Origin of the sequence: Pseudoalteromonas umbrosa (genome assembly GCF_030125375.1) — a bacterium.
Classification (GTDB): Bacteria; Pseudomonadota; Gammaproteobacteria; order Enterobacterales; family Alteromonadaceae; genus Pseudoalteromonas; species Pseudoalteromonas umbrosa.
In genome coordinates this window covers 176,424-193,805 of record NZ_JASJUU010000004.1, presented here as the reverse complement: position 1 = coordinate 193,805, position 17,382 = coordinate 176,424, and the positions used below count along the sequence as shown (strand labels likewise).

The 17,382-nt window shown below is 42.9% G+C and carries 18 protein-coding genes; 9 read left to right on the top strand and 9 right to left on the bottom strand.

Going from position 1 to position 17,382, the window contains the following annotated elements; genetic code table 11:
• The first annotated feature begins 70 nt into the window (after positions 1–70).
• A complete protein-coding gene (locus tag QNM16_RS15775) occupies positions 71–277 on the top strand; it encodes a hypothetical protein (RefSeq protein WP_284021404.1) in 207 nt (68 codons plus the stop codon).
• Between the two features lie 87 nt (positions 278–364).
• On the opposite strand, the gene QNM16_RS15770 is transcribed toward QNM16_RS15775, so the two are convergent.
• The 4 genes from QNM16_RS15770 to QNM16_RS15755 form a co-directional block, all read right to left on the bottom strand.
• Positions 365–1,366 (bottom strand): tetratricopeptide repeat protein, encoded by a 1,002-nt coding sequence (locus QNM16_RS15770; RefSeq protein WP_284021403.1) that lies wholly within the window; start codon positions 1,364–1,366, stop codon positions 365–367.
• 90 nt (positions 1,367–1,456) lie between these two features.
• The gene (locus QNM16_RS15765) at positions 1,457–1,843 is read right to left on the bottom strand and encodes a DoxX-like family protein (protein WP_284021402.1); all 387 of its coding nucleotides are present in this window, start codon (positions 1,841–1,843) and stop codon (positions 1,457–1,459) included.
• A gap of 2 nt (positions 1,844–1,845) precedes the next feature.
• Positions 1,846–2,319, bottom strand: coding sequence for a DUF2269 family protein (locus QNM16_RS15760; protein WP_284021401.1), 474 nt, complete (start codon positions 2,317–2,319; stop codon positions 1,846–1,848).
• Complete coding sequence (locus QNM16_RS15755; protein ID WP_284021400.1) at positions 2,319–3,440, bottom strand: saccharopine dehydrogenase family protein; 1,122 nt, start codon at positions 3,438–3,440, stop codon at positions 2,319–2,321. Before QNM16_RS15755 ends, QNM16_RS15760 begins: the two co-directional genes overlap by 1 nt.
• A gap of 250 nt (positions 3,441–3,690) precedes the next feature.
• Here QNM16_RS15755 and QNM16_RS15750 point away from each other — a divergent pair, with 250 nt between their 5' ends.
• The 3 genes from QNM16_RS15750 (at position 3,691) to QNM16_RS15740 (ending at position 9,114) form a co-directional block, all read left to right on the top strand.
• Positions 3,691–4,386 carry a LipL32 family surface lipoprotein gene (locus tag QNM16_RS15750; RefSeq protein ID WP_284021399.1) on the top strand — a complete coding sequence of 232 codons (696 nt, stop codon included), beginning with the start codon at positions 3,691–3,693 and terminating at the stop codon, positions 4,384–4,386.
• A gap of 399 nt (positions 4,387–4,785) precedes the next feature.
• A complete protein-coding gene (locus QNM16_RS15745; protein ID WP_284021398.1) occupies positions 4,786–6,825 on the top strand; it encodes a bifunctional 2',3'-cyclic-nucleotide 2'-phosphodiesterase/3'-nucleotidase in 2,040 nt (679 codons plus the stop codon).
• A 111-nt stretch (positions 6,826–6,936) separates the two neighbouring features.
• A complete protein-coding gene (locus QNM16_RS15740) occupies positions 6,937–9,114 on the top strand; it encodes a DUF6359 domain-containing protein (protein WP_284021397.1) in 2,178 nt (725 codons plus the stop codon).
• 794 nt (positions 9,115–9,908) lie between these two features.
• Here QNM16_RS15740 and QNM16_RS15735 read toward each other — a convergent pair.
• Complete coding sequence (locus QNM16_RS15735) at positions 9,909–11,273, bottom strand: serine hydrolase domain-containing protein (RefSeq protein WP_284021396.1); 1,365 nt, start codon at positions 11,271–11,273, stop codon at positions 9,909–9,911.
• 169 nt (positions 11,274–11,442) lie between these two features.
• On the opposite strand from QNM16_RS15735, the gene QNM16_RS15730 reads away from it, so the two are divergent.
• Entirely contained in the window at positions 11,443–11,883 is a 441-nt protein-coding gene (locus QNM16_RS15730) for a hypothetical protein (RefSeq protein ID WP_284021395.1), read from the top strand.
• Positions 11,884–11,979: 96 nt separating this feature from the next.
• On the top strand, positions 11,980–12,381 hold the full coding sequence (locus tag QNM16_RS15725) for an ExbD/TolR family protein (protein WP_284021394.1): 402 nt from the start codon (positions 11,980–11,982) through the stop codon (positions 12,379–12,381).
• A gap of 60 nt (positions 12,382–12,441) precedes the next feature.
• On the opposite strand, the gene QNM16_RS15720 is transcribed toward QNM16_RS15725, so the two are convergent.
• Positions 12,442–13,011, bottom strand: a complete 570-nt coding sequence (locus tag QNM16_RS15720) for a hypothetical protein (protein WP_284021393.1) — start codon at positions 13,009–13,011, stop codon at positions 12,442–12,444.
• Between the two features lie 257 nt (positions 13,012–13,268).
• Between QNM16_RS15720 and QNM16_RS15715 the strand changes: the two genes are divergently transcribed.
• Together QNM16_RS15715 and QNM16_RS15710 are read left to right on the top strand one after the other, a co-directional pair.
• Complete coding sequence (locus QNM16_RS15715; RefSeq protein ID WP_284021392.1) at positions 13,269–13,499, top strand: helix-turn-helix domain-containing protein; 231 nt, start codon at positions 13,269–13,271, stop codon at positions 13,497–13,499.
• A 90-nt stretch (positions 13,500–13,589) separates the two neighbouring features.
• Positions 13,590–14,282: a tellurite resistance TerB family protein gene (locus QNM16_RS15710; protein WP_284021391.1), complete on the top strand. Its 693-nt coding sequence runs from the start codon at positions 13,590–13,592 to the stop codon at positions 14,280–14,282.
• 73 nt (positions 14,283–14,355) lie between these two features.
• Here QNM16_RS15710 and nth read toward each other — a convergent pair whose 3' ends face one another.
• From nth to QNM16_RS15695, 3 genes are all read right to left on the bottom strand, one after another.
• Positions 14,356–15,024 carry an endonuclease III gene (nth, locus tag QNM16_RS15705; RefSeq protein ID WP_284021390.1) on the bottom strand — a complete coding sequence of 223 codons (669 nt, stop codon included), beginning with the start codon at positions 15,022–15,024 and terminating at the stop codon, positions 14,356–14,358.
• Positions 15,025–15,139: 115 nt separating this feature from the next.
• Positions 15,140–16,069 carry a sodium-dependent bicarbonate transport family permease gene (locus tag QNM16_RS15700; RefSeq protein WP_284021389.1) on the bottom strand — a complete coding sequence of 310 codons (930 nt, stop codon included), beginning with the start codon at positions 16,067–16,069 and terminating at the stop codon, positions 15,140–15,142.
• A gap of 3 nt (positions 16,070–16,072) precedes the next feature.
• Positions 16,073–16,285 (bottom strand): hypothetical protein, encoded by a 213-nt coding sequence (locus QNM16_RS15695; RefSeq protein WP_284021388.1) that lies wholly within the window; start codon positions 16,283–16,285, stop codon positions 16,073–16,075.
• Positions 16,286–16,397: 112 nt separating this feature from the next.
• Between QNM16_RS15695 and QNM16_RS15690 the strand changes: the two genes are divergently transcribed.
• Positions 16,398–17,330: a LysR family transcriptional regulator gene (locus QNM16_RS15690; protein ID WP_284021387.1), complete on the top strand. Its 933-nt coding sequence runs from the start codon at positions 16,398–16,400 to the stop codon at positions 17,328–17,330.
• Positions 17,331–17,382 lie beyond the last annotated feature (52 nt).

Below are 17,382 nucleotides of genomic sequence, written 5' to 3'. Positions count from 1 at the left end.
TGCAATTGACTGATATTGGGTAAATTGTGACTCTAACCATGCAGTACAAAAAACAAACAAAGGATATAACATGAAATTAAAATTAAATAAAAAAGGCATTAAGCAACTTAGCCAAAAACAAATTAACTCAGATGCGACAAAGCAAATAGGGGGTGGTGCGATTGAATCTAAAGATTATTGGTGTCAATCTGGACAAATGCCATGCTGGACGAATGGCCCTTGTATCACAACACCACACAAAGGTTGTAATACACGTGGTTGGTGTCAGGACTATTAATCTCTAGCCCATTCCCCTGTTAATAAATGCCGCTTTTGCTGTACGGCATTGATGAAAATGCGAGTCCAGCCAAACATAAAAACTCATTTACCACTCACAGCGCTTTATTTTTTCAAACCAAGGGCGATTAAAACGTTTAATTTTCGGCTTATCAATCACTGGGACTGATATATCCACTCCTGATGTCAAATGTCGCGATACCAAAGCTCTAATTCTATCGTCATCCAATTGATTAAATGCACTGATCAGCTGCGCCTTTTCTTCTCGTGATAAAGGCTCTCCGTGCATGTGTTTAAAGCGGGTATTAAGCCATAATAATAATGCCTGCTTAGCTTTATTGGGAAAAGCCTGTGCCAAGGTTTCAGTCGGGCTATACAGCCTTTGGAAATTCACCCACTGCTGCTGGATAGCAAAAACAAACAGTAGATTAATGCCAGCCGAAATTTGGCCTGAACGTTTATCTATATTTTGATAACCTGCTAAAGCTATTCTGAAGTGCTGTTCAGCTTGCCCAATATTCCCTTCTTCTAACGCTATCATGCCTTGATTATTCTCAATGATAGCCAGTAAATTTTTCCTATCCGCGATACTTGCCAGCCGCTTCGCTTTGGCATACAACGACTTGGCTTTTTCTAACTCATCAAGCTGCCGTGCAAGCAACGCGAGACTGTTTGTGATCGTCAATTTTTGACGATCATTGATGGCATGTTTGTAGGAGCACTCAAGACTGGTTTGCGCATCATTGATATAGTGGTTTTTTCGCAGCCAAATACCTGTCGCACTGGTGATAGAAACCAATTTATCAATAAAATAAGGATGTTTTTGGTGGTGAAATATCACCTCTAAAGAATCAATTAGCTGTGTCATATCCCCCGTAGGAACTGACGCTCGCATAGCTGCAATATGCCATCTCAACTGCTGGATATCAGTTAGCGAATGTACATGCGGTATCGCGTTGAGTAGCTTTAATGAACGGGAGGGCTCGACACGCAAGTAATCCTCCGCCTCTTTGATTATTTCATCAAGCGGTGCCGCAACCACTGAACTGGATAACAGTCCAACCAAGATAAACTGAGCAGCTGTTCGCACACCACCTCCTCATTGTTCCGATACTTATAAAATATAGATAGATGGCGGATAATATTCAAAACATCAAATACGCCGAACACATAAATCGCATTACTTTTCACTTTCTGCTGCATTGTGATACACACATATAATAAGTAGGATGATGGGGAAATTTTTAGTGACAGGACCAAAAGGGTGCAACCAAAACGAAGCATCAATAAGAGTCAAAAGAGCACTGTACACAAGGATCACACTCACCTGCACCAAGCAACATAGTCTGACGTTGCGGCGTGTCAAAATCCACAGCCCGAGCGCAACATCCAGTGCCCCACCGCCATACACAGCCGCTTGTGCAACAAGCCCAGTAATATCTGCGCTTGCCAATATATCAAAGCCAACCTCTGGGGCAAAAAATACCGATGTAAGACCGGTAAACATCCAAACAAACGCCAAGCTATAACTCGCATACAGGTCAAGTTTATGGGCTTTAATTATCATGTTTATACGACCGATAAAGGCTTAAATACCATCAAGGCAAGTAAAACCAAAATAGCAGTAAACGCGGGAATACCTAGTAGCGTCCATCGTCGCATCAGTTTTTTAAACTCGGCTGATACTTCACCTTTTTGCTGTTCGAACTGTGCCAACGCACGCAGACGATACTGTATTTTCAACACCGGAAGCCAGCACAAGCCTATGAACGCAAATAGCCCTGCAACCGTTAAAAACCAAGGTGAGTCAAAAGCGTAACCGAGCAAATGCATCAAGTATAGACCACTGATTATTTGCGTGATCACCGCAGGGGTTGTGAATAGCCAATCTCCTAAAACAACATGCTGCGTTGTCACATAAATTGCTTGAGGATTGTTGGAGCGATTCGCCATAAACATAAAAAAAGCAATGCCCGCGCCTGTCCCCATCACCACTATCGCGGCCAAAATATGGATAAACTTTGCGATAAAGTACGGCTCCATCAGTCCTCCAACTGCGTCTTTTGATATATTTCAAATGTTTTAAAATACGGCTCAAATTCAGATAACTCTACCAACCCTGAGCAGGGAAGCGCCCCCGTTATATCCAATGTTCCACTGAGGAGCTTTTTTGCAATAATAATGGTGGAAAGTGTTGGAATATAAGGCCCTTGTCCATTTGGAGCATAGAGACGCCAAGTCACTTTACGCTGTTTGTCACCATCTTCCATCCCTGATATAGACACTTCCATGGCACCAATATCACTGCCAAAACGTAAAAAGTAATTACTCAACTTATCTAGCTGTTTTGCAAGTGGAGACCAATTTTTTACTATACCCCACTTGGCTAATGCAGCCATACCCACCATGCCCCAATGCAACAGTGGCAGCTCCAGCCCTGCTTGAAAACTCACTCGCTCGGCGACCGCATAGCGCTTAGGGAAAAGTGCCAAATCTGGCACATCGACATTGGCCAAAAGTCGGTGTTTGGCGATACCTTCAAAGTCATGACTCTTTGCATCCATCCAACCATAGATTGATTGCCATCGCCCCTCTTTAAACACCTCAAATGGATGACCTGTGTAGGTTAAAATGGCTGCAATTGTCGCCACACCTCTTTGCGCTTGGTTGCCCGGTGCAATGGCAATATCAATACTTTGAATACTTTTGAACACAGTCGAGTACTTATCAATGACAGCTGAGGATAACCCAGGTACTGAGCTGGCACCGCTGACAATCAACACCCCTTTAGTGCTCGCAGCCCCATCAAGAGTGCTGATATCACACACATACCGTCTATCATCAGCCAAATCTATGTAATGAGCGCCAGAGGCAATGCACGCTTGCGGCACAGTATAATTCTGACCTTGGTAAGGTCCACTGGTATGGATCACCATAAAAGGATTCTGGGCAGCAAGTCGTTCGGTAAAGTCATCTGCATGAATATCCACTTGCCAAGGTTTGAGCACTGCACATGATTGGCTTTGTAGCTGTGCAATACATTGCTGTGCCTTAGCCTCGCTTCTTCCTGCTATCAGCAAAGTAATGTCATGATGTGATAATGACTCAGCAATGCGTTTACCAAAATTACCATACCCACCTAATATGATGACTACCTTTGACATGATTGCTTCTCCAAAGCTAAATAGTGAATTTACACATTGCGGTTTTACTTGCATGAAACCCACTAAGTGATTGGTATTTATCCCTTTTGATTTATATTCAATGTACCTAAAACCCCTGTCCGAATAAAGCATTTAATCACTTAAAATACCGGCATTCTATCTGTAAGAAAAAAACCACCCAATTCACATTGCAATGCCTTAAAACACAACTATGCTTGCTTTGATTTTAATCAGAACAAGGAGTTATTTAATGACGCTTAAATCCACTGGAAAGGTAATTGCTATACTTTCTCTCACTACTTTAACTGCATGTATGAGTACTTCATCATCACCCTATTTAAAAAGCTCTATTTCTGAAGGGGTTGGGCCACTAGAAGTGCGCGCTCCTTACGCAAACTACGTGAATTATTTTGGCTACGTTGACGCCACAATAAAGCCAGAGGGCGTGTATAAAGGCAAAGATACTTATTACTTATATGCATGGGTCCCTGCTGCTGTAGATGAAATTGGTATTTCAATGCAATCTCCCGTTGAATCAAAACCAACGGATAAGGACTTTGTCCATACCAACTTTGCTCCGGGTATGGAAAAAGACAAGGCAAAGTTTTTTGATACTTATATTGTGTTTGATCGCATGAATATTATCGATAGTAAAAGCATTGCTAAGGGCGGAAAAGTATTGCAACCGCTGGGATATAATGATGACACGCGAGAATTACCCGCTAACCCAAGTGGCGCATACTACAACTCGTTATTAAGACAAACCACAAACTTAAACAACCCTACTGAATCTCTTGTTCGTGGCGTCTACCGCATTTCTTTTACTTCATTCCGCTCACAAGTTGAGGGCTCATTCGAAGCAACCATCGGTACAAATGTGCCGGGCGTAAAAATTGCGGCTTCACTTGAGGAACTTCATCAATTGGTAAATGACGGTAACTTATAATCCACTTGAAGGTGTTCAGTAATGAGCACCTTTGCTTTATCTCGTAAAAGCATAAACAGATTCCACACCTAAGCATAGTCATCAAACCTCTATGCTTTGCTTGTCATATCCACTTCACAAAGTCCCCTCAATGTTTAAATAAGCAATTTACTCTACCTAATGTCTATTCAACCAGATCAGCGTAAACCCATGCGTATTGAGTTGATTTTTGACAATTAATAATATGAAAAAAGTCATAAAAATTAATAAAATAACATACCTTCCCTGCATCTTGTCGATGCATAGCAGTCTCTCATGATCTTGTCATAATTTTGGAACCAACTTGCCATTTTTCCTTAGCCTATTTGTCTTTTTCGCTCTCTATAGTAGCGGCACTAAAACCGATAAATGGAAAGGAATATGAAAACAAGATTACTGCCGCTGGCAATTTTATGTGGTGCAAGCTCATTACTAACTGGGTGTTTTGATTCAAATGACAATGATGTTAAAGCGCAAGCAAAAACGCCAAATCAAGAAGTGATTGAGGGCACCGCCATCGAACTGCGCTTACTTGAAACCACAGATTTACATGCCAATGTACTTAACTTTAACTACTTTTCTGACAGCCAAGATGACAAAGTTGGCTTAGTTAAAACGGCGGCATTAATTCACAAAGCAAGAAATGCAGTGCAAAACTCTGTACTGGTAGACAATGGTGACTTAATTCAAGGTAGTCCACTGGGTGACTACATGGCAAAAATTAAAAACCTTCAAGATGGTGAAGTGCATCCTGTTTATAAAGCCATGAATACCTTAGACTATGACGTTGCAAACATTGGTAATCATGAGTTCAATTTTGGTTTAGAGTTTTTACAAGAAGCCATCGATGATGCCAACTTCCCATACATCTCAGCCAACGTCTTTAAATACGATGGCGATGAGGATGAAAGTAACGACGAGCCGCTTTTCTCGCCTTACCTTATTCAAGATAAAGCATTTGTAGATAATGACGGAAACACGCACACCATAAAGGTCGGTTACATCGGGTTTGTACCGCCACAGATCATGCAGTGGGATAAGGCCAACCTTGAAGGTAAAGTTATCGCCAAAGACATCATAGCTATGGCCAATAAATATGTGCCAGAGATGAAAGAAAAAGGCGCGGACATTATTATTGCGATTCCACATTCAGGATTGGATACCTCAGCACACACGGATAAGAAAGAGAACGCCAGTTATCATCTATCAAAAGTGGAAGGCATAGATGCAATCATGTTTGGTCACGCTCATGCAAACTTCCCAAGCTCGCGCTACGAGGGGATGGAAGATAAAGGCATCGATCTAGAAAAAGGCACCATCAATGGTGTGGCAGCAGTCATGCCGGGCTTTTGGGGTAATCACTTAGGGGTGATTGATGTCACCTTGACCTATCAATCCGGTGCTTGGCAAGTGACTGATTCTCAGTCTTCTTTGATGCCGATTTACGAGCAAGATGCCGATAGAAACATCACTGCTTTGGTTGATAATGATGCTGATGTTGAAGCCGCTGTGCACCATGAGCACGAAGAAACCCGCACTTGGGTCAACAAGCCTTTTGCAAAAGTGACCAATCAAGTTAATAGCTTCTTTGCACTGGTTAATGATGATCCTTCAATTCAAATCGTCACCGATGCCCAGGCTTGGTACACGCAAAAAATAGTGCAAGGCACTGAGTTAGAAGGCCTGCCAATTCTCTCAGCCGGTGCGCCATTTAGAGCGGGTCGTGGCGGCGCGGACGACTATACCTACATCGCCACAGGTGACATTGCCTATCGTAACGTAGCAGATCTTTATATCTACCCTAACATCCTGAAAGTGCTAAAACTAAACGGCGCACAGGTGAAAGAGTGGCTAGAAATGTCTGCCGGACAATTTAATCAAATCAACCCTGACTCTGCTGATATGCAGTCTTTAATCAATCCAGACTTCCCATCTTACAACTTTGATGTTATCGATGGTGTGACCTATCAAATCGACCTCACTCAGCCTGCAAGATACAACAGTAAAGGTGAAAAGGTGTCTGATGGCCAGCGTATTGTAGCGCTATCTTACCAAGACAAACCTGTCACTGATGGGCAAGAGTTCCTTGTTGTCACTAATAACTATCGTGCATCTGGAGGTGGTAACTTCCCGGCGATTGGCGCAGATAAAATCGTGGTCGACTCACCAGATGAAAACCGCCAAGTGGTCGCAAACTATATCACGCATCAAAGTGAGGCAAATGATGGTAAAGGTCTTGATCCGTCAGCTGATATGAACTGGTCATTCACGGCGATTGAAAACGTCCAAATCCAATTCACAACCTCTAACAGTGACAATGCAAAAGCTTACAGTGAACAGTTTGGACATATCCAACCACTGGACAAAACCAATGAAGACGGCTTTGCACTGTACCTATTGAACTTATCTCAAAACCAATAATAAAACTCAGAAAAAGACCCAATTGAGGTATGCACAAACGCATACCTCTCCTCCTCTACAGCTATTTGGAAGTTGGCTGTAACAACAAACCAAACCAACGGGAATTGAAAAATGACTGTAAATAAACTGACCCTTTCGGTATTGCTCGGTGCAGGCATGCTTGTACATTCTGGCTTTGCCATGGCAGCCGCCTATGATTGGAATAATACTGCACCAGTTAAAGCACCTAGTGCCGCAAACAATAACGGTAAAACCATATACTTTGACGTATCCCACGGCGGTGTGGAAGGTAATGCAGACTGGGTTATCGATGGTGCGTTTTCAGATTTTGCAGATGCACTGGTCCAGCAAGGCTACACGGTAAAAGAGTATCGCGGTGTTGACCTAAATAACGATGGCCGCATTCGCTTTTTTGACGACCGCACAGGCAATCAAAACAACGAAGCCATCATTACTTATGATGCAATTAAAGACTCGGATGTCTTTGTACTCGCTGAAACAAACAGACCTTTTACGCTTGCTGAGCAGGCTGCGCTTGAGCAATATGTTGCAAGCGGCAAAGGGATATTTTTCGTTGCCGATCATTATGATGCTGACCGCAACCTCAATACATGGGATGCCACTGAAGTCTTCAATGGTTATAACCGCTCAGACTTAAGTAAATACAATATGGGAGGCGCTTATGGCGATTGGCGTAACCCAAAATCAGCCTATGCAGGTTGGCTAGTCGAAAACTTCGGGATCCGCTTTCGCTTCAATGGCGTGGACTACAAGCAAGGCGTCAGTGGCGTAGAACCAAGTGCCCAAACTGAAGGGATCACCCAAGGCGTTGACCCTATTCTTATGGCCGCAGGCGCGACACTTGCAATTGTCGACCCACAAAAAGCCAAAGGCTTAGTTTATTTTTCAGAAACAGATACACCCGTGAAGTGGCGACATGCCAAAGATGACGGGCTATATTTTGGTGGCAAAGCCGAAGGGCCTTATGTCGCAATTGCAAAATCTGGTGCGGGTAAAGCAGCCTTTATCGGCGATTCTTCTCCAATTGAAGATGCTACGCCTAAATATCGCCGTCAAGACAGCGGCAGTACCAAAAAAACCTACCCGGGATGGACTGATCCGGGTCACGCTTCGGTACTGGCAGTCAACATCATAAACTGGCTTGCAACGCCTGAAAGCTACCAGTACTTTGATGGACAAAATGGCCATACTAGCGGTTTTGCGACACCGACACCGATGGATGCCCAAGAAATGTCTGATCCAAACAATGGACAACCTTGGGGCACCCCAGCAAATGGCTTTAATCCTTGGGATACAGATACCTACAAAAACAACTCTTTTAATGCCCCTTACGGCGATGGCCAAACCGATCCAGACCCAGATCCGACGCCAACACCGGGTGATACAGTCTCAGTCAGTGATGCTCTCGCTGCGGCGCAAAACACGCCACTGGTTGTCATTGGTAAAGTCACGAATGCAGTCAATGGTATTTATGGTCTAGAGCTAAGCGACCTTAATAATCCCGCTACGCACATTTATGTGAAATTAGAGAGCAATCAAAGGGCTGATTTTAATCCACAGCTAAACCCAGCCATTTTAAATCAGAGCATCATAGTGACAGGTAAACGCAATAGTTACATGGGTGAGCCGGGTATTCGCTATGTCACTGATTTACAGATTGCACCGTCTTTCATGTCCGTTGAACAAGCTTTGGCAACTGCACAAGGTGAGTCGCTTGAGCTTACAGGGCGCGTAAAGTCTGGTTTAAACAGCATCTATGCACTTGTTTTAGAAGATCTGAACGACCCAAGTTTTACCATTAATATTAAGCTTGAAAGCAGTCAACGAGCAGAGTTTAGCCCCGTATTGAACCCAGATATTCTTAATGCAACGCTTGTGATCAAAGGTGTGCGCGATAGTTATATGAGTCAACCGGGTGTACGTCAGGTATCTAGTATTACTCAAGCATCGAGCGACAATGGCAGCAGCCCTGACCAAGGCAATGACCTGTCAGTATCAGAGGTGCTAGCAATGAATAATGGTCAGCCAGTTGTGTTATCAGGCACCATCACTGCGCCCATTAATAATAAGTATGCACTTGAGCTGAGCGATCCGAATAATGCGGGTTATAAGCTATACATCAAACTAGAATCATCTCAGCGTGACACATTTAGTCCATTGTTGAACCCACAACTTATTGGTAAGAGCTTAAGGGTTGAGGGCATTAAGAATGACTATATGAGCCACCCGGGTGTTCGCAATGTCAGCAATTTAACATTGTTAAACTAAGCCAAAAATAGTTGCGCAAAGGGGTTTTATCTTTTGTGCAACGACTTATCCTCTAACACCTATTAAATATCAATTGCATATTACTAACGTAAATCAGATACTAAACTGTGCTTTACCATCAAGTAAAATAATAAAATGATAGATGTATCTGCTGCTGAAAATTTAATCACACAATTTCAAGTACCCACTCTTGGCTTGTTATTAGTGTTTGCTTGGCCTTGCAAGAGGACACGATGGTTATTTATTTTACTATTAATATTTAGCATTTTCGATACCCTCATCGCTTGGTCAAAGCCATATAGTACAGACTCTGCTTATCTCATATCCGCTATACTTTGCTTTATTTATATTAAGCTGATTTTAAAAAAGGACCGAATCAGCGTTAGAATATACAAGAGATTCAATCTTAATCCACCCAAAGAACTAACGACGCCACATCACTTAAGTCGCCGTGAAGCATTGATTTTAAGCTCCATGATCGCATTGTTTTTTTGCAATTTAATCGCATACTTAGAAACACTCCTATACATATTTTATATAATTGATAAATACCCAATTATTTACTACTTCATGGACCCAATTGCTATCACTATAAACATTATTGTGTACGTATCTTTAATGAGCATTGCTATTTTTAAACCTAACTATATTCCACAGAAGTCAGCACTCAGCTAAATGCAGTGCGATTTATCTTAAACTGCTGGTTGAGATGTATTGGATAAATTATAAAAGAGTCTGATACAACCATCGAAATGCGCTATTCAGGCCCTAAAGCCCAAATAGCGTCAAGCGGCCTAGTGCCTAACCCCAGTGTGAGGTGTTGAAGAAAAATTAATGTACTCGTTAAGTATCAACTGCCCTTCGTTGTCAGTAAACTTTATATACACATTATTACCTTCAAAAAAGAAGCTGTCTGAGGACATCGCCACCAATTCTTGATAATTTTCATCACCTCGATGGAAATACAATTCTCCTTGATAATGCACAACGCCATACGTTGCACCACTTTGCATTGAATACTGCCCTTCAAATGCTTTTAATTGTGCATCATCTAGCACCACTTCTTTAAAGCTTGGCATGTCGATATCCAGTGCTTTTGCAGCTAAACGCTGGCTCAGCAACTGTGGATTGATATCGGTATTGTTAGCAAGCACCGTTACATAAAGAGCCTCTTCTGGCACGTAAAGCGCATCAGATAAAAAGCCATTAATACCCCCACTGTGAGTAATCACTTGATAGTCACCCAATGTTGATACCGCGATCCCATACCCATATGTCGAAACACGGCCATCATTTAACGTCACAGGTGCCAACATCTGCTGATAACTCTCTTTAGAAATCAACCTCTCATTTGCAAGGGCATGATACCAAGCACTCAAATCAAACACATTAGATGACAACGCACCTGCTGCATGCGGCCAAGAAGTATCAATATGGATCGTATTCACATACCCATCTGCAGACATATCGTAACCAGATGCATGGTTTTTAATGATCTGCCGGCCCGCATAATGGCTATTTTTCATACCTAGTTTTTGGAAAATATGTTCGTCTATAAATTCAGCATATGACTGACCACTCGCCACTTCGATGATCTTACCTAGTAGCACATAGCCGGTATTTGAATAGGCCATATTATCCCCCGGTTGAAACTTCATTGGGTGCCGTGCAAAGCGGGCAATCATTTCATCCAAAGTAGCGGGTGCAGTGGCTTCTTTGAGCATTAATTCAAGATCCTCTGTGTAATTGGCAATCCCTGAGGTATGAGTTAATAAATGCTCTATAGTCACGACATGACCTTCCGTTGGGAAATCTGGCACGTATTTGTGAATGTCATCATGCACAGATAACTTGCCGCGTTCGTGTAAAACCATAATGGCCGCAGCAGTGAACTGCTTGGTAATAGAACCTATTTTAAATACGCTTTTCGCTTTTAAAGGTACATTTAACTCTAAATTAGCGCGCCCTATTGCTTTTTTAAACAGAACTTCACCATCTTGACTAATAAGTGCAGCGGCACCTGGTTCATTTTTACTTAACTCACTGCGCATTACTTTAAGGTATTCTTTTTTAGGTGTGTCAATATCACTCGCTATCACTTGTGTGGCATTTAAAGAAAATGTGGCAGCGAGTACAGTAAAGATCATCGAAAGTTTCATATTGCTATCCTTATTGGTTGGTAAGTCACAATATTGAAACACCGAACGCATGATAAAGCTGTCTAAAAATCGTTCGTTATTGTAACAAAGCTTATAAAACTATCTGCGAACACATGGCATCAACCTTGCTTAATTTTTACACACTTCAAAAGCTAAGGATACGCAAGCTATGAATGTAAACAGTGCACACCATACTTTTTATGCACCGCCCCCACCACCAAGCAAACCCTCGAACGTTGAAGAACCAAAAAGCACCATGCAACCGGCTTCAACACAAGTGCAAATCAGCGATAACGCAAAACATGCCCAAGAAAAGTGGCAATCTATTGCCAGTCAATACGATGTTCGCAATATTTCAGACGCAGAAACTGGCGCTATGTCTCGCGAGTTATTCGATTCAGGCTTTATCAATACCACACAAATGATGATACTAATGGCACCTTCTTCAATGGACGGCTCGCAGCTGAAAAAACATAACCTGCTCAATGATATGAAGCATACCTTCAAGCTTTCAAATGCCCTAGGAGGCCACACACAGGCATCAAAAAACGCTCACGCCAGTGCCATTAATATTCTTGAACGCCTCGATGAGACAAAACATAATGGCTAGCGTGTCGCATTTTAATCACAGGTGATTTCACCCCTTTTTGGACGCTGTGTCGTTTTACCCATACTGAATAGCTATGTTTAATGACGTAAGGTGACAATGATGAAGAAAAAATATCAGCCCACAACTCCTGCTAATTCGGATGTAGACATGAACCCAATGCTCGATATTGTGTTTATTTTGCTTATCTTTTTTATCGTGACTGCCAGCTTTCAAAAAGCCCATGTACTTGATATTAATAAACCTGCGAAATCAAATCAGGCCTTAAACCAATCAGTCGTACCCCAGTTTCGAATCGACCAACAAAATCGTATTTATTTAAATCACAAGCGCATTGAAGTTGATGCCATCGCGGTCAATATTGCTCGACTTGCAGCACAAGGGGAGATCACCTCTATCAGTTTAAAGGCGCATGAGCAAAGTGAGCACAACACATTAGTAAGCGTATTAAATGCGATCAAATCGCAAACCTCAACGCCAGTGTCTCTGGCCAGCTCATAGAATAGATGGAGAAGATAAAGGCCAAAGTGTCGCATCACCTAACACCTTGGCCGTGCAAAATTAAGGGTTGATATGATGCAGCTCGGTATCAACCAGTTTGCCTTCAAAATTACGATGCGCATCAATACGCGCGAAGAAAGCCTGCGCATTCGGCGTCACTGGGATAACGACTGAGTAAAACGCAAAGTTTAATCCTGCCACCACTTGTTGCTGTGCGGCTAAAATCATGTAGTTCACGCCAACTAAAGACTCTATTTGCTCAGCTGCGCTTTTCTCAGCGTCAGTGAAGTTTTCACGCAGTGCAACTGAATCAAATGAACCAATCGGCGGCACTAATACTGGCTCGCTGAATGTGCGATCTGACAATTGAGTAAAGTGCTCACCTTGTTGATTAACAACAATCAGCTCTAAGCGATTTACTTTAGGCACATTTGGCGCAACCACTGGGGAAACAAAACAGTAAAACGCAAAGTTTTTACCATTAACCACTTGAGACTGTGCTGCCAAAGGTTTTATTTCTACACCATCACGCTTGTTAACATGCTCAAATGCATTGATGTACTCTTTATCAAAATCTTGTGCTAAAACGATTGGACCAAAACCACCTAAAATACGATTTGCTTCAGACATTGTTTTATCCTTTTATGTCATAGATGAATGGGTGCTCCAGTCTGTGGAGCGACTTTAGATGCGACCTAGTCTAGGCGTAATGAGTTGGTTTTTTGGCATCAGTTTAGTATCACTTTGGTATCAGATACAAAGCGTAAATTTCACGCAACTTTTGCGCCTTATGTGTACACCAAAACGCACACCCATTCAGAGCGAGGGCATTGGCGAAAGTCATCGGTCATTGCTAGGCTTTAGGACCCTACTCAAGGAGTCAAATAATGGATGGCAGAGTAAAGCTGGATTGTAAAACCCTTAAGCAACTGAGACGAAATATGGGGCTGAGCCAAGAGAAACTGGCTTGCGCCTGCCAAGAGCAAGCCCTATGCGTCTCCATCGCAACACTAAAACGCGCAGAATGCGGCTGTAAAGTGTACCACCGCACCGCCAGAGAGCTTGCCCGTTTTTATCAAATCCCAGTAAAAGAGCTACTGTGTGAGCAAACCAACTAATTCAATTTGAATCGATTTGTAACAAATTGAGTGTTCTCAAACTGATGACTTTGCCCTACTCTAGAAACATAAGAGCAAATGGAGAACGCGATGAAAGATTTACAAAAATTGGTCAGTGGTTTAAACAAATCTGGCGCATTGAGCGGCTTACTGGGCGGCGTTGCTGGCGGCGGTGTAAGTAGCTTATTAAGCAGTAAAAAAGGCAAAAAAACGGGTAAAAAAGCCGTAAAATATGGCGCGCTTGCAGCCGTAGGCGGACTCGCTTGGAAAGCCTACAAGCAATATAGCGAACAAAATGAAGCGGCTGCACAACAGCGAGATAGCGCAGCTTTTGATAAAGCCATGGCAACACGCTCACAACCAACGCGTCACTTCGATTTTAAACCTGCCACCATACAAGAACACAGCTTCGAGCAGGTTGTCGAAGATGAAAGTGGCTCTGGGCAACTTTTACTTATGCGAGCCATGATAGCAGCCGCTTATGCAGATGGGCACATAGATGACAATGAGCGCCAGAAAATATTTGCCCAAGTTGAAACCATGACGCTCAGCGTGCAAGAAAAAGCCATGTTATTTGATGAATTAAGGCAACCGATGAGCCTCTCTGAGCTGGTGCAAGCAGTGCCTAATGCGCAAACAGGTATTGAGGTTTATGCTGCCAGCGCCAGTGCCATCGATCTACAGCAAACGATTTCACAGCAATATTTACAAACTTTGGCGAATCAGCTTTGCATCCCAAAAGAGTTGGTGCACTCTATCCATCAACAGCTTGCTGAGCTCTAAGTTGCCAGTGTGACGTGTGTTTTTTTGCTATGCGTGCTTCGCAGTAAGCACGCCAACCCACAAGACTAAACAATTAAGGCTTTTTAACCACTTTAGGCCGCTTGCGATTAGGATAGCAAGTCGTGCACATGGGGCAAACAGTACCATCACAGCCTCTGGCTGTACAAAATTCTCGGCCATAGTAAATAAACTGCAAATGCAGATCATTCCAGCATTCTTCAGGGAACAGTCGCTTTAAATCTTTTTCTGTTTGCGCCACGTTTTTACCATTGGTCAATCCCCAGCGCTGGGCTAAGCGATGAATATGAGTATCCACAGGGAAAGCGGGGACACCAAACGCCTGCGCCATCACCACCCCTGCCGTTTTATGCCCCACCCCAGGTAGCGTTTCCAATGCATCCATATCTTCGGGCACAATGCCGTCATATTCTGCAACTAAGATTTCAGAAAGCTTTTTGATAGCTTTCGATTTTTGCGGCGATAAGCCACACGGACGGATGATCTGCTTAATATCTTCAACCGATTGCTTGGCCATATCAAAGGGATTATCTGCCAGCTGCCATAGCGATGGCGTCACCTGATTCACGCGCTCATCAGTACATTGCGCAGAGAGTAAAACGGCCACTAGCAAGGTATAAGGGTCTTTATGATCCAGAGGAATAGGAGGCTTTGGATAACGTGCTTGTAAATCTGCCAAGATATACGCTACGCGCTCCGCTTTTAGTAAGTTTTTTTCCGGCACAAGTATTAACCTAAAGTACTTTCTTCATTGCTGTGTGCCTAATTTACACTGACGCCCGAAAGACGTCAGCATAAAACCGTTAATTAATCCCTTTTGGCATCAAAATGCTAAACGCTTAAGCGCCAAGGTATTGTCCTAAAGCGATGAAAAATGGTACGCCCAACAATACATTGAATGGAAACGTGATACCCAGTGACGCTGTGATAGACATGCCAGCATTGGCTTCAGGTAAGCTCTCTTTCATTGCCGCAGGTACCGCAATATATGAAGCGCTCGCCCCCAATACGGCCATCAGTGCAATACCTCCCGCGCTTAGCTCCAATAGCACGCCCAAACCAGTCCCAGCTAAGCCACCTAACATCGGCATCAATATCGCAAAGCTAATTAAAAACAAACTGTTCTTCTTTAAAGTGCCTAATTGCTCACCTGCCACCAAGCCCATTTTTAATAAGAATAGCGCTAATACACCTGAAAATAGCTCAACAAAAAATGGGGTGAGTTTTTGTACGCTATCGCCGCCAACAAAGCCAATCACCAAGCTGCCCACCATGAGTAAAATACTCTGATTTGCCACCAGCTCTTTTTTGATAAAGGCACGGTTTATGACCTTCAAGTTACCTTTAGCGAGTACTAATCCAACCAAGATCGCAGGCATCTCTAACAACACCACAAACAAAGGGAAATAAGCTTCATACGCGATATCGCCCGCTTCAAGTAAAGCGACAGCAACAGCATAAGTAGCCACACTGACCGAGCCATAATGCGCAGCAATTGCGCCTGCATTAATTTTATCTAACTGACCAAAATAACGTAATAATGGGTAGGCAACGAGCGGTAACAATAAACCAAAGGCCACAACGGCGATAGACATGGTTAACAGCGCAGGATCGACATGCTGCTGTAATGCGATACCGCCTTTTAGACCAATCGCGACCATCAAAAAAAGGCTGAGTGTTTTATATAACCCATCAGGAAAGGGGATTTTTGCACCTAATAATTGCGCAATGATCCCAAGTAAAAAAAAAGCGACGACCGCATCTATCATGACCTACTTTGCCTCTTTTAACTGGCGAGACGAGGCGCGCATTAGTGTGTGATTCTCACGTGAAGACTGTATCAAACTGACGATTGAAAAACTGAAAATAGATATAGCCAGCAGAATAAAACCCGTACTGCCATGACCAAGTACACTGCTCAAATACGAAAATGCCAACAGACTTAAGCACGTTATTAAAGGTAATGCCAAACTTTTAAATGTCATAACTCTCTCCTCTGTATTTTTGAGGATTTTACAAAAGTCAAAATATAGATAAAAATAGATAGTAACTAAGACAACCATAGATAAAACTCTAATTTAAGGATTTAGTTGCAATATGGCTTCAAGATTACATGCCCATATCGGGACTTTTAGACAACTTGAAATCCTCTTAGCACTACACCAAGGCGGTAGTGTCAAAGCGGCATCAGAAAAGCTGTTTTTAACTCAACCAACAGTGTCGATGCAGCTAAAAAAACTGGCTGAAGCAATTGGCCTGCCGCTTTATGAGCAAGTCGGTAAGCAGTTAAAATTTACAGATGCAGGCCTTGCTACCGTTGCGACGGCAAAACAAATATTGCAAAGTTGCGAAGAGTTGGACATGCACCTCTCTAACCTGCGAGGGCTCAAGTCAGGTACGTTAAGGCTATCCAGCGTCACCACGGCTAAATACTTTATCCCGCATTTACTTGGGCCCTTTTGCGAACGATATCCAGGCATAGATATTCAATTTACGGTGGCCAATAGACAGCAAGTCATTGAGCGCCTTGAGCAAGGACTAGATGACTTTTATGTATTCAGCCACCTGCCTGAAGGACTAGATTTAGAAGTCATTGAATTTATGTCCAATGACTTAGTCGCCATTGCGCCCGCTTCTCATCCATTTAGCCAAAAAGACACCGTCTCATTAGAAGAGTTTTGCCAAGAGGACTTCCTCATTCGAGAATCGGGTTCGGGAACCCGCTACGCCACAGAAGCATTTTTCAAAAACCAAGCTGTGACGCCAAACATAAAAATGACCATTGCCAGTAATGAAGCCATTATTCATTCCGTGTTATCACGCCTTGGAGTTTCTATTTTATCCTCTCATACTCTAGCCTTTGGTGAGATCCATGATGTCAATGTCATCAATGTCGAGTCACTTCCCATTCGATCTAAATGGTCATTCTCGTGGACCAAACGCAAAACACTATCACCCATCGCCAGCGTATTTTTAACGTATGTAGAAACCGAGGGACGTGAGATCATGCAAAGCGCCATTAGGATTTAATAATTTGTTCAAAAAAAGAACAAAACTTTGAAAGTGGATCTCGTTTTGTAAG

Coding starts and splice junctions, on each gene's coding strand:
- QNM16_RS15730 (WP_284021395.1), top strand. CDS start 11,443: ATGAATGTAAACAGTGCACACCATACTTTTTATGCACCGCCCCCACCA.
- QNM16_RS15775 (WP_284021404.1), top strand. CDS start 71: ATGAAATTAAAATTAAATAAAAAAGGCATTAAGCAACTTAGCCAAAAA.
- QNM16_RS15725 (WP_284021394.1), top strand. CDS start 11,980: ATGATGAAGAAAAAATATCAGCCCACAACTCCTGCTAATTCGGATGTA.
- QNM16_RS15700 (WP_284021389.1), bottom strand. CDS start 16,069: ATGATAGATGCGGTCGTCGCTTTTTTTTTACTTGGGATCATTGCGCAA.
- QNM16_RS15715 (WP_284021392.1), top strand. CDS start 13,269: ATGGATGGCAGAGTAAAGCTGGATTGTAAAACCCTTAAGCAACTGAGA.
- QNM16_RS15695 (WP_284021388.1), bottom strand. CDS start 16,285: ATGACATTTAAAAGTTTGGCATTACCTTTAATAACGTGCTTAAGTCTG.
- QNM16_RS15710 (WP_284021391.1), top strand. CDS start 13,590: ATGAAAGATTTACAAAAATTGGTCAGTGGTTTAAACAAATCTGGCGCA.
- QNM16_RS15720 (WP_284021393.1), bottom strand. CDS start 13,011: ATGTCTGAAGCAAATCGTATTTTAGGTGGTTTTGGTCCAATCGTTTTA.
- QNM16_RS15745 (WP_284021398.1), top strand. CDS start 4,786: ATGAAAACAAGATTACTGCCGCTGGCAATTTTATGTGGTGCAAGCTCA.
- QNM16_RS15765 (WP_284021402.1), bottom strand. CDS start 1,843: ATGATAATTAAAGCCCATAAACTTGACCTGTATGCGAGTTATAGCTTG.
- QNM16_RS15755 (WP_284021400.1), bottom strand. CDS start 3,440: ATGTCAAAGGTAGTCATCATATTAGGTGGGTATGGTAATTTTGGTAAA.
- QNM16_RS15760 (WP_284021401.1), bottom strand. CDS start 2,319: ATGGAGCCGTACTTTATCGCAAAGTTTATCCATATTTTGGCCGCGATA.
- QNM16_RS15690 (WP_284021387.1), top strand. CDS start 16,398: ATGGCTTCAAGATTACATGCCCATATCGGGACTTTTAGACAACTTGAA.
- QNM16_RS15750 (WP_284021399.1), top strand. CDS start 3,691: ATGACGCTTAAATCCACTGGAAAGGTAATTGCTATACTTTCTCTCACT.
- QNM16_RS15740 (WP_284021397.1), top strand. CDS start 6,937: ATGACTGTAAATAAACTGACCCTTTCGGTATTGCTCGGTGCAGGCATG.
- QNM16_RS15735 (WP_284021396.1), bottom strand. CDS start 11,273: ATGAAACTTTCGATGATCTTTACTGTACTCGCTGCCACATTTTCTTTA.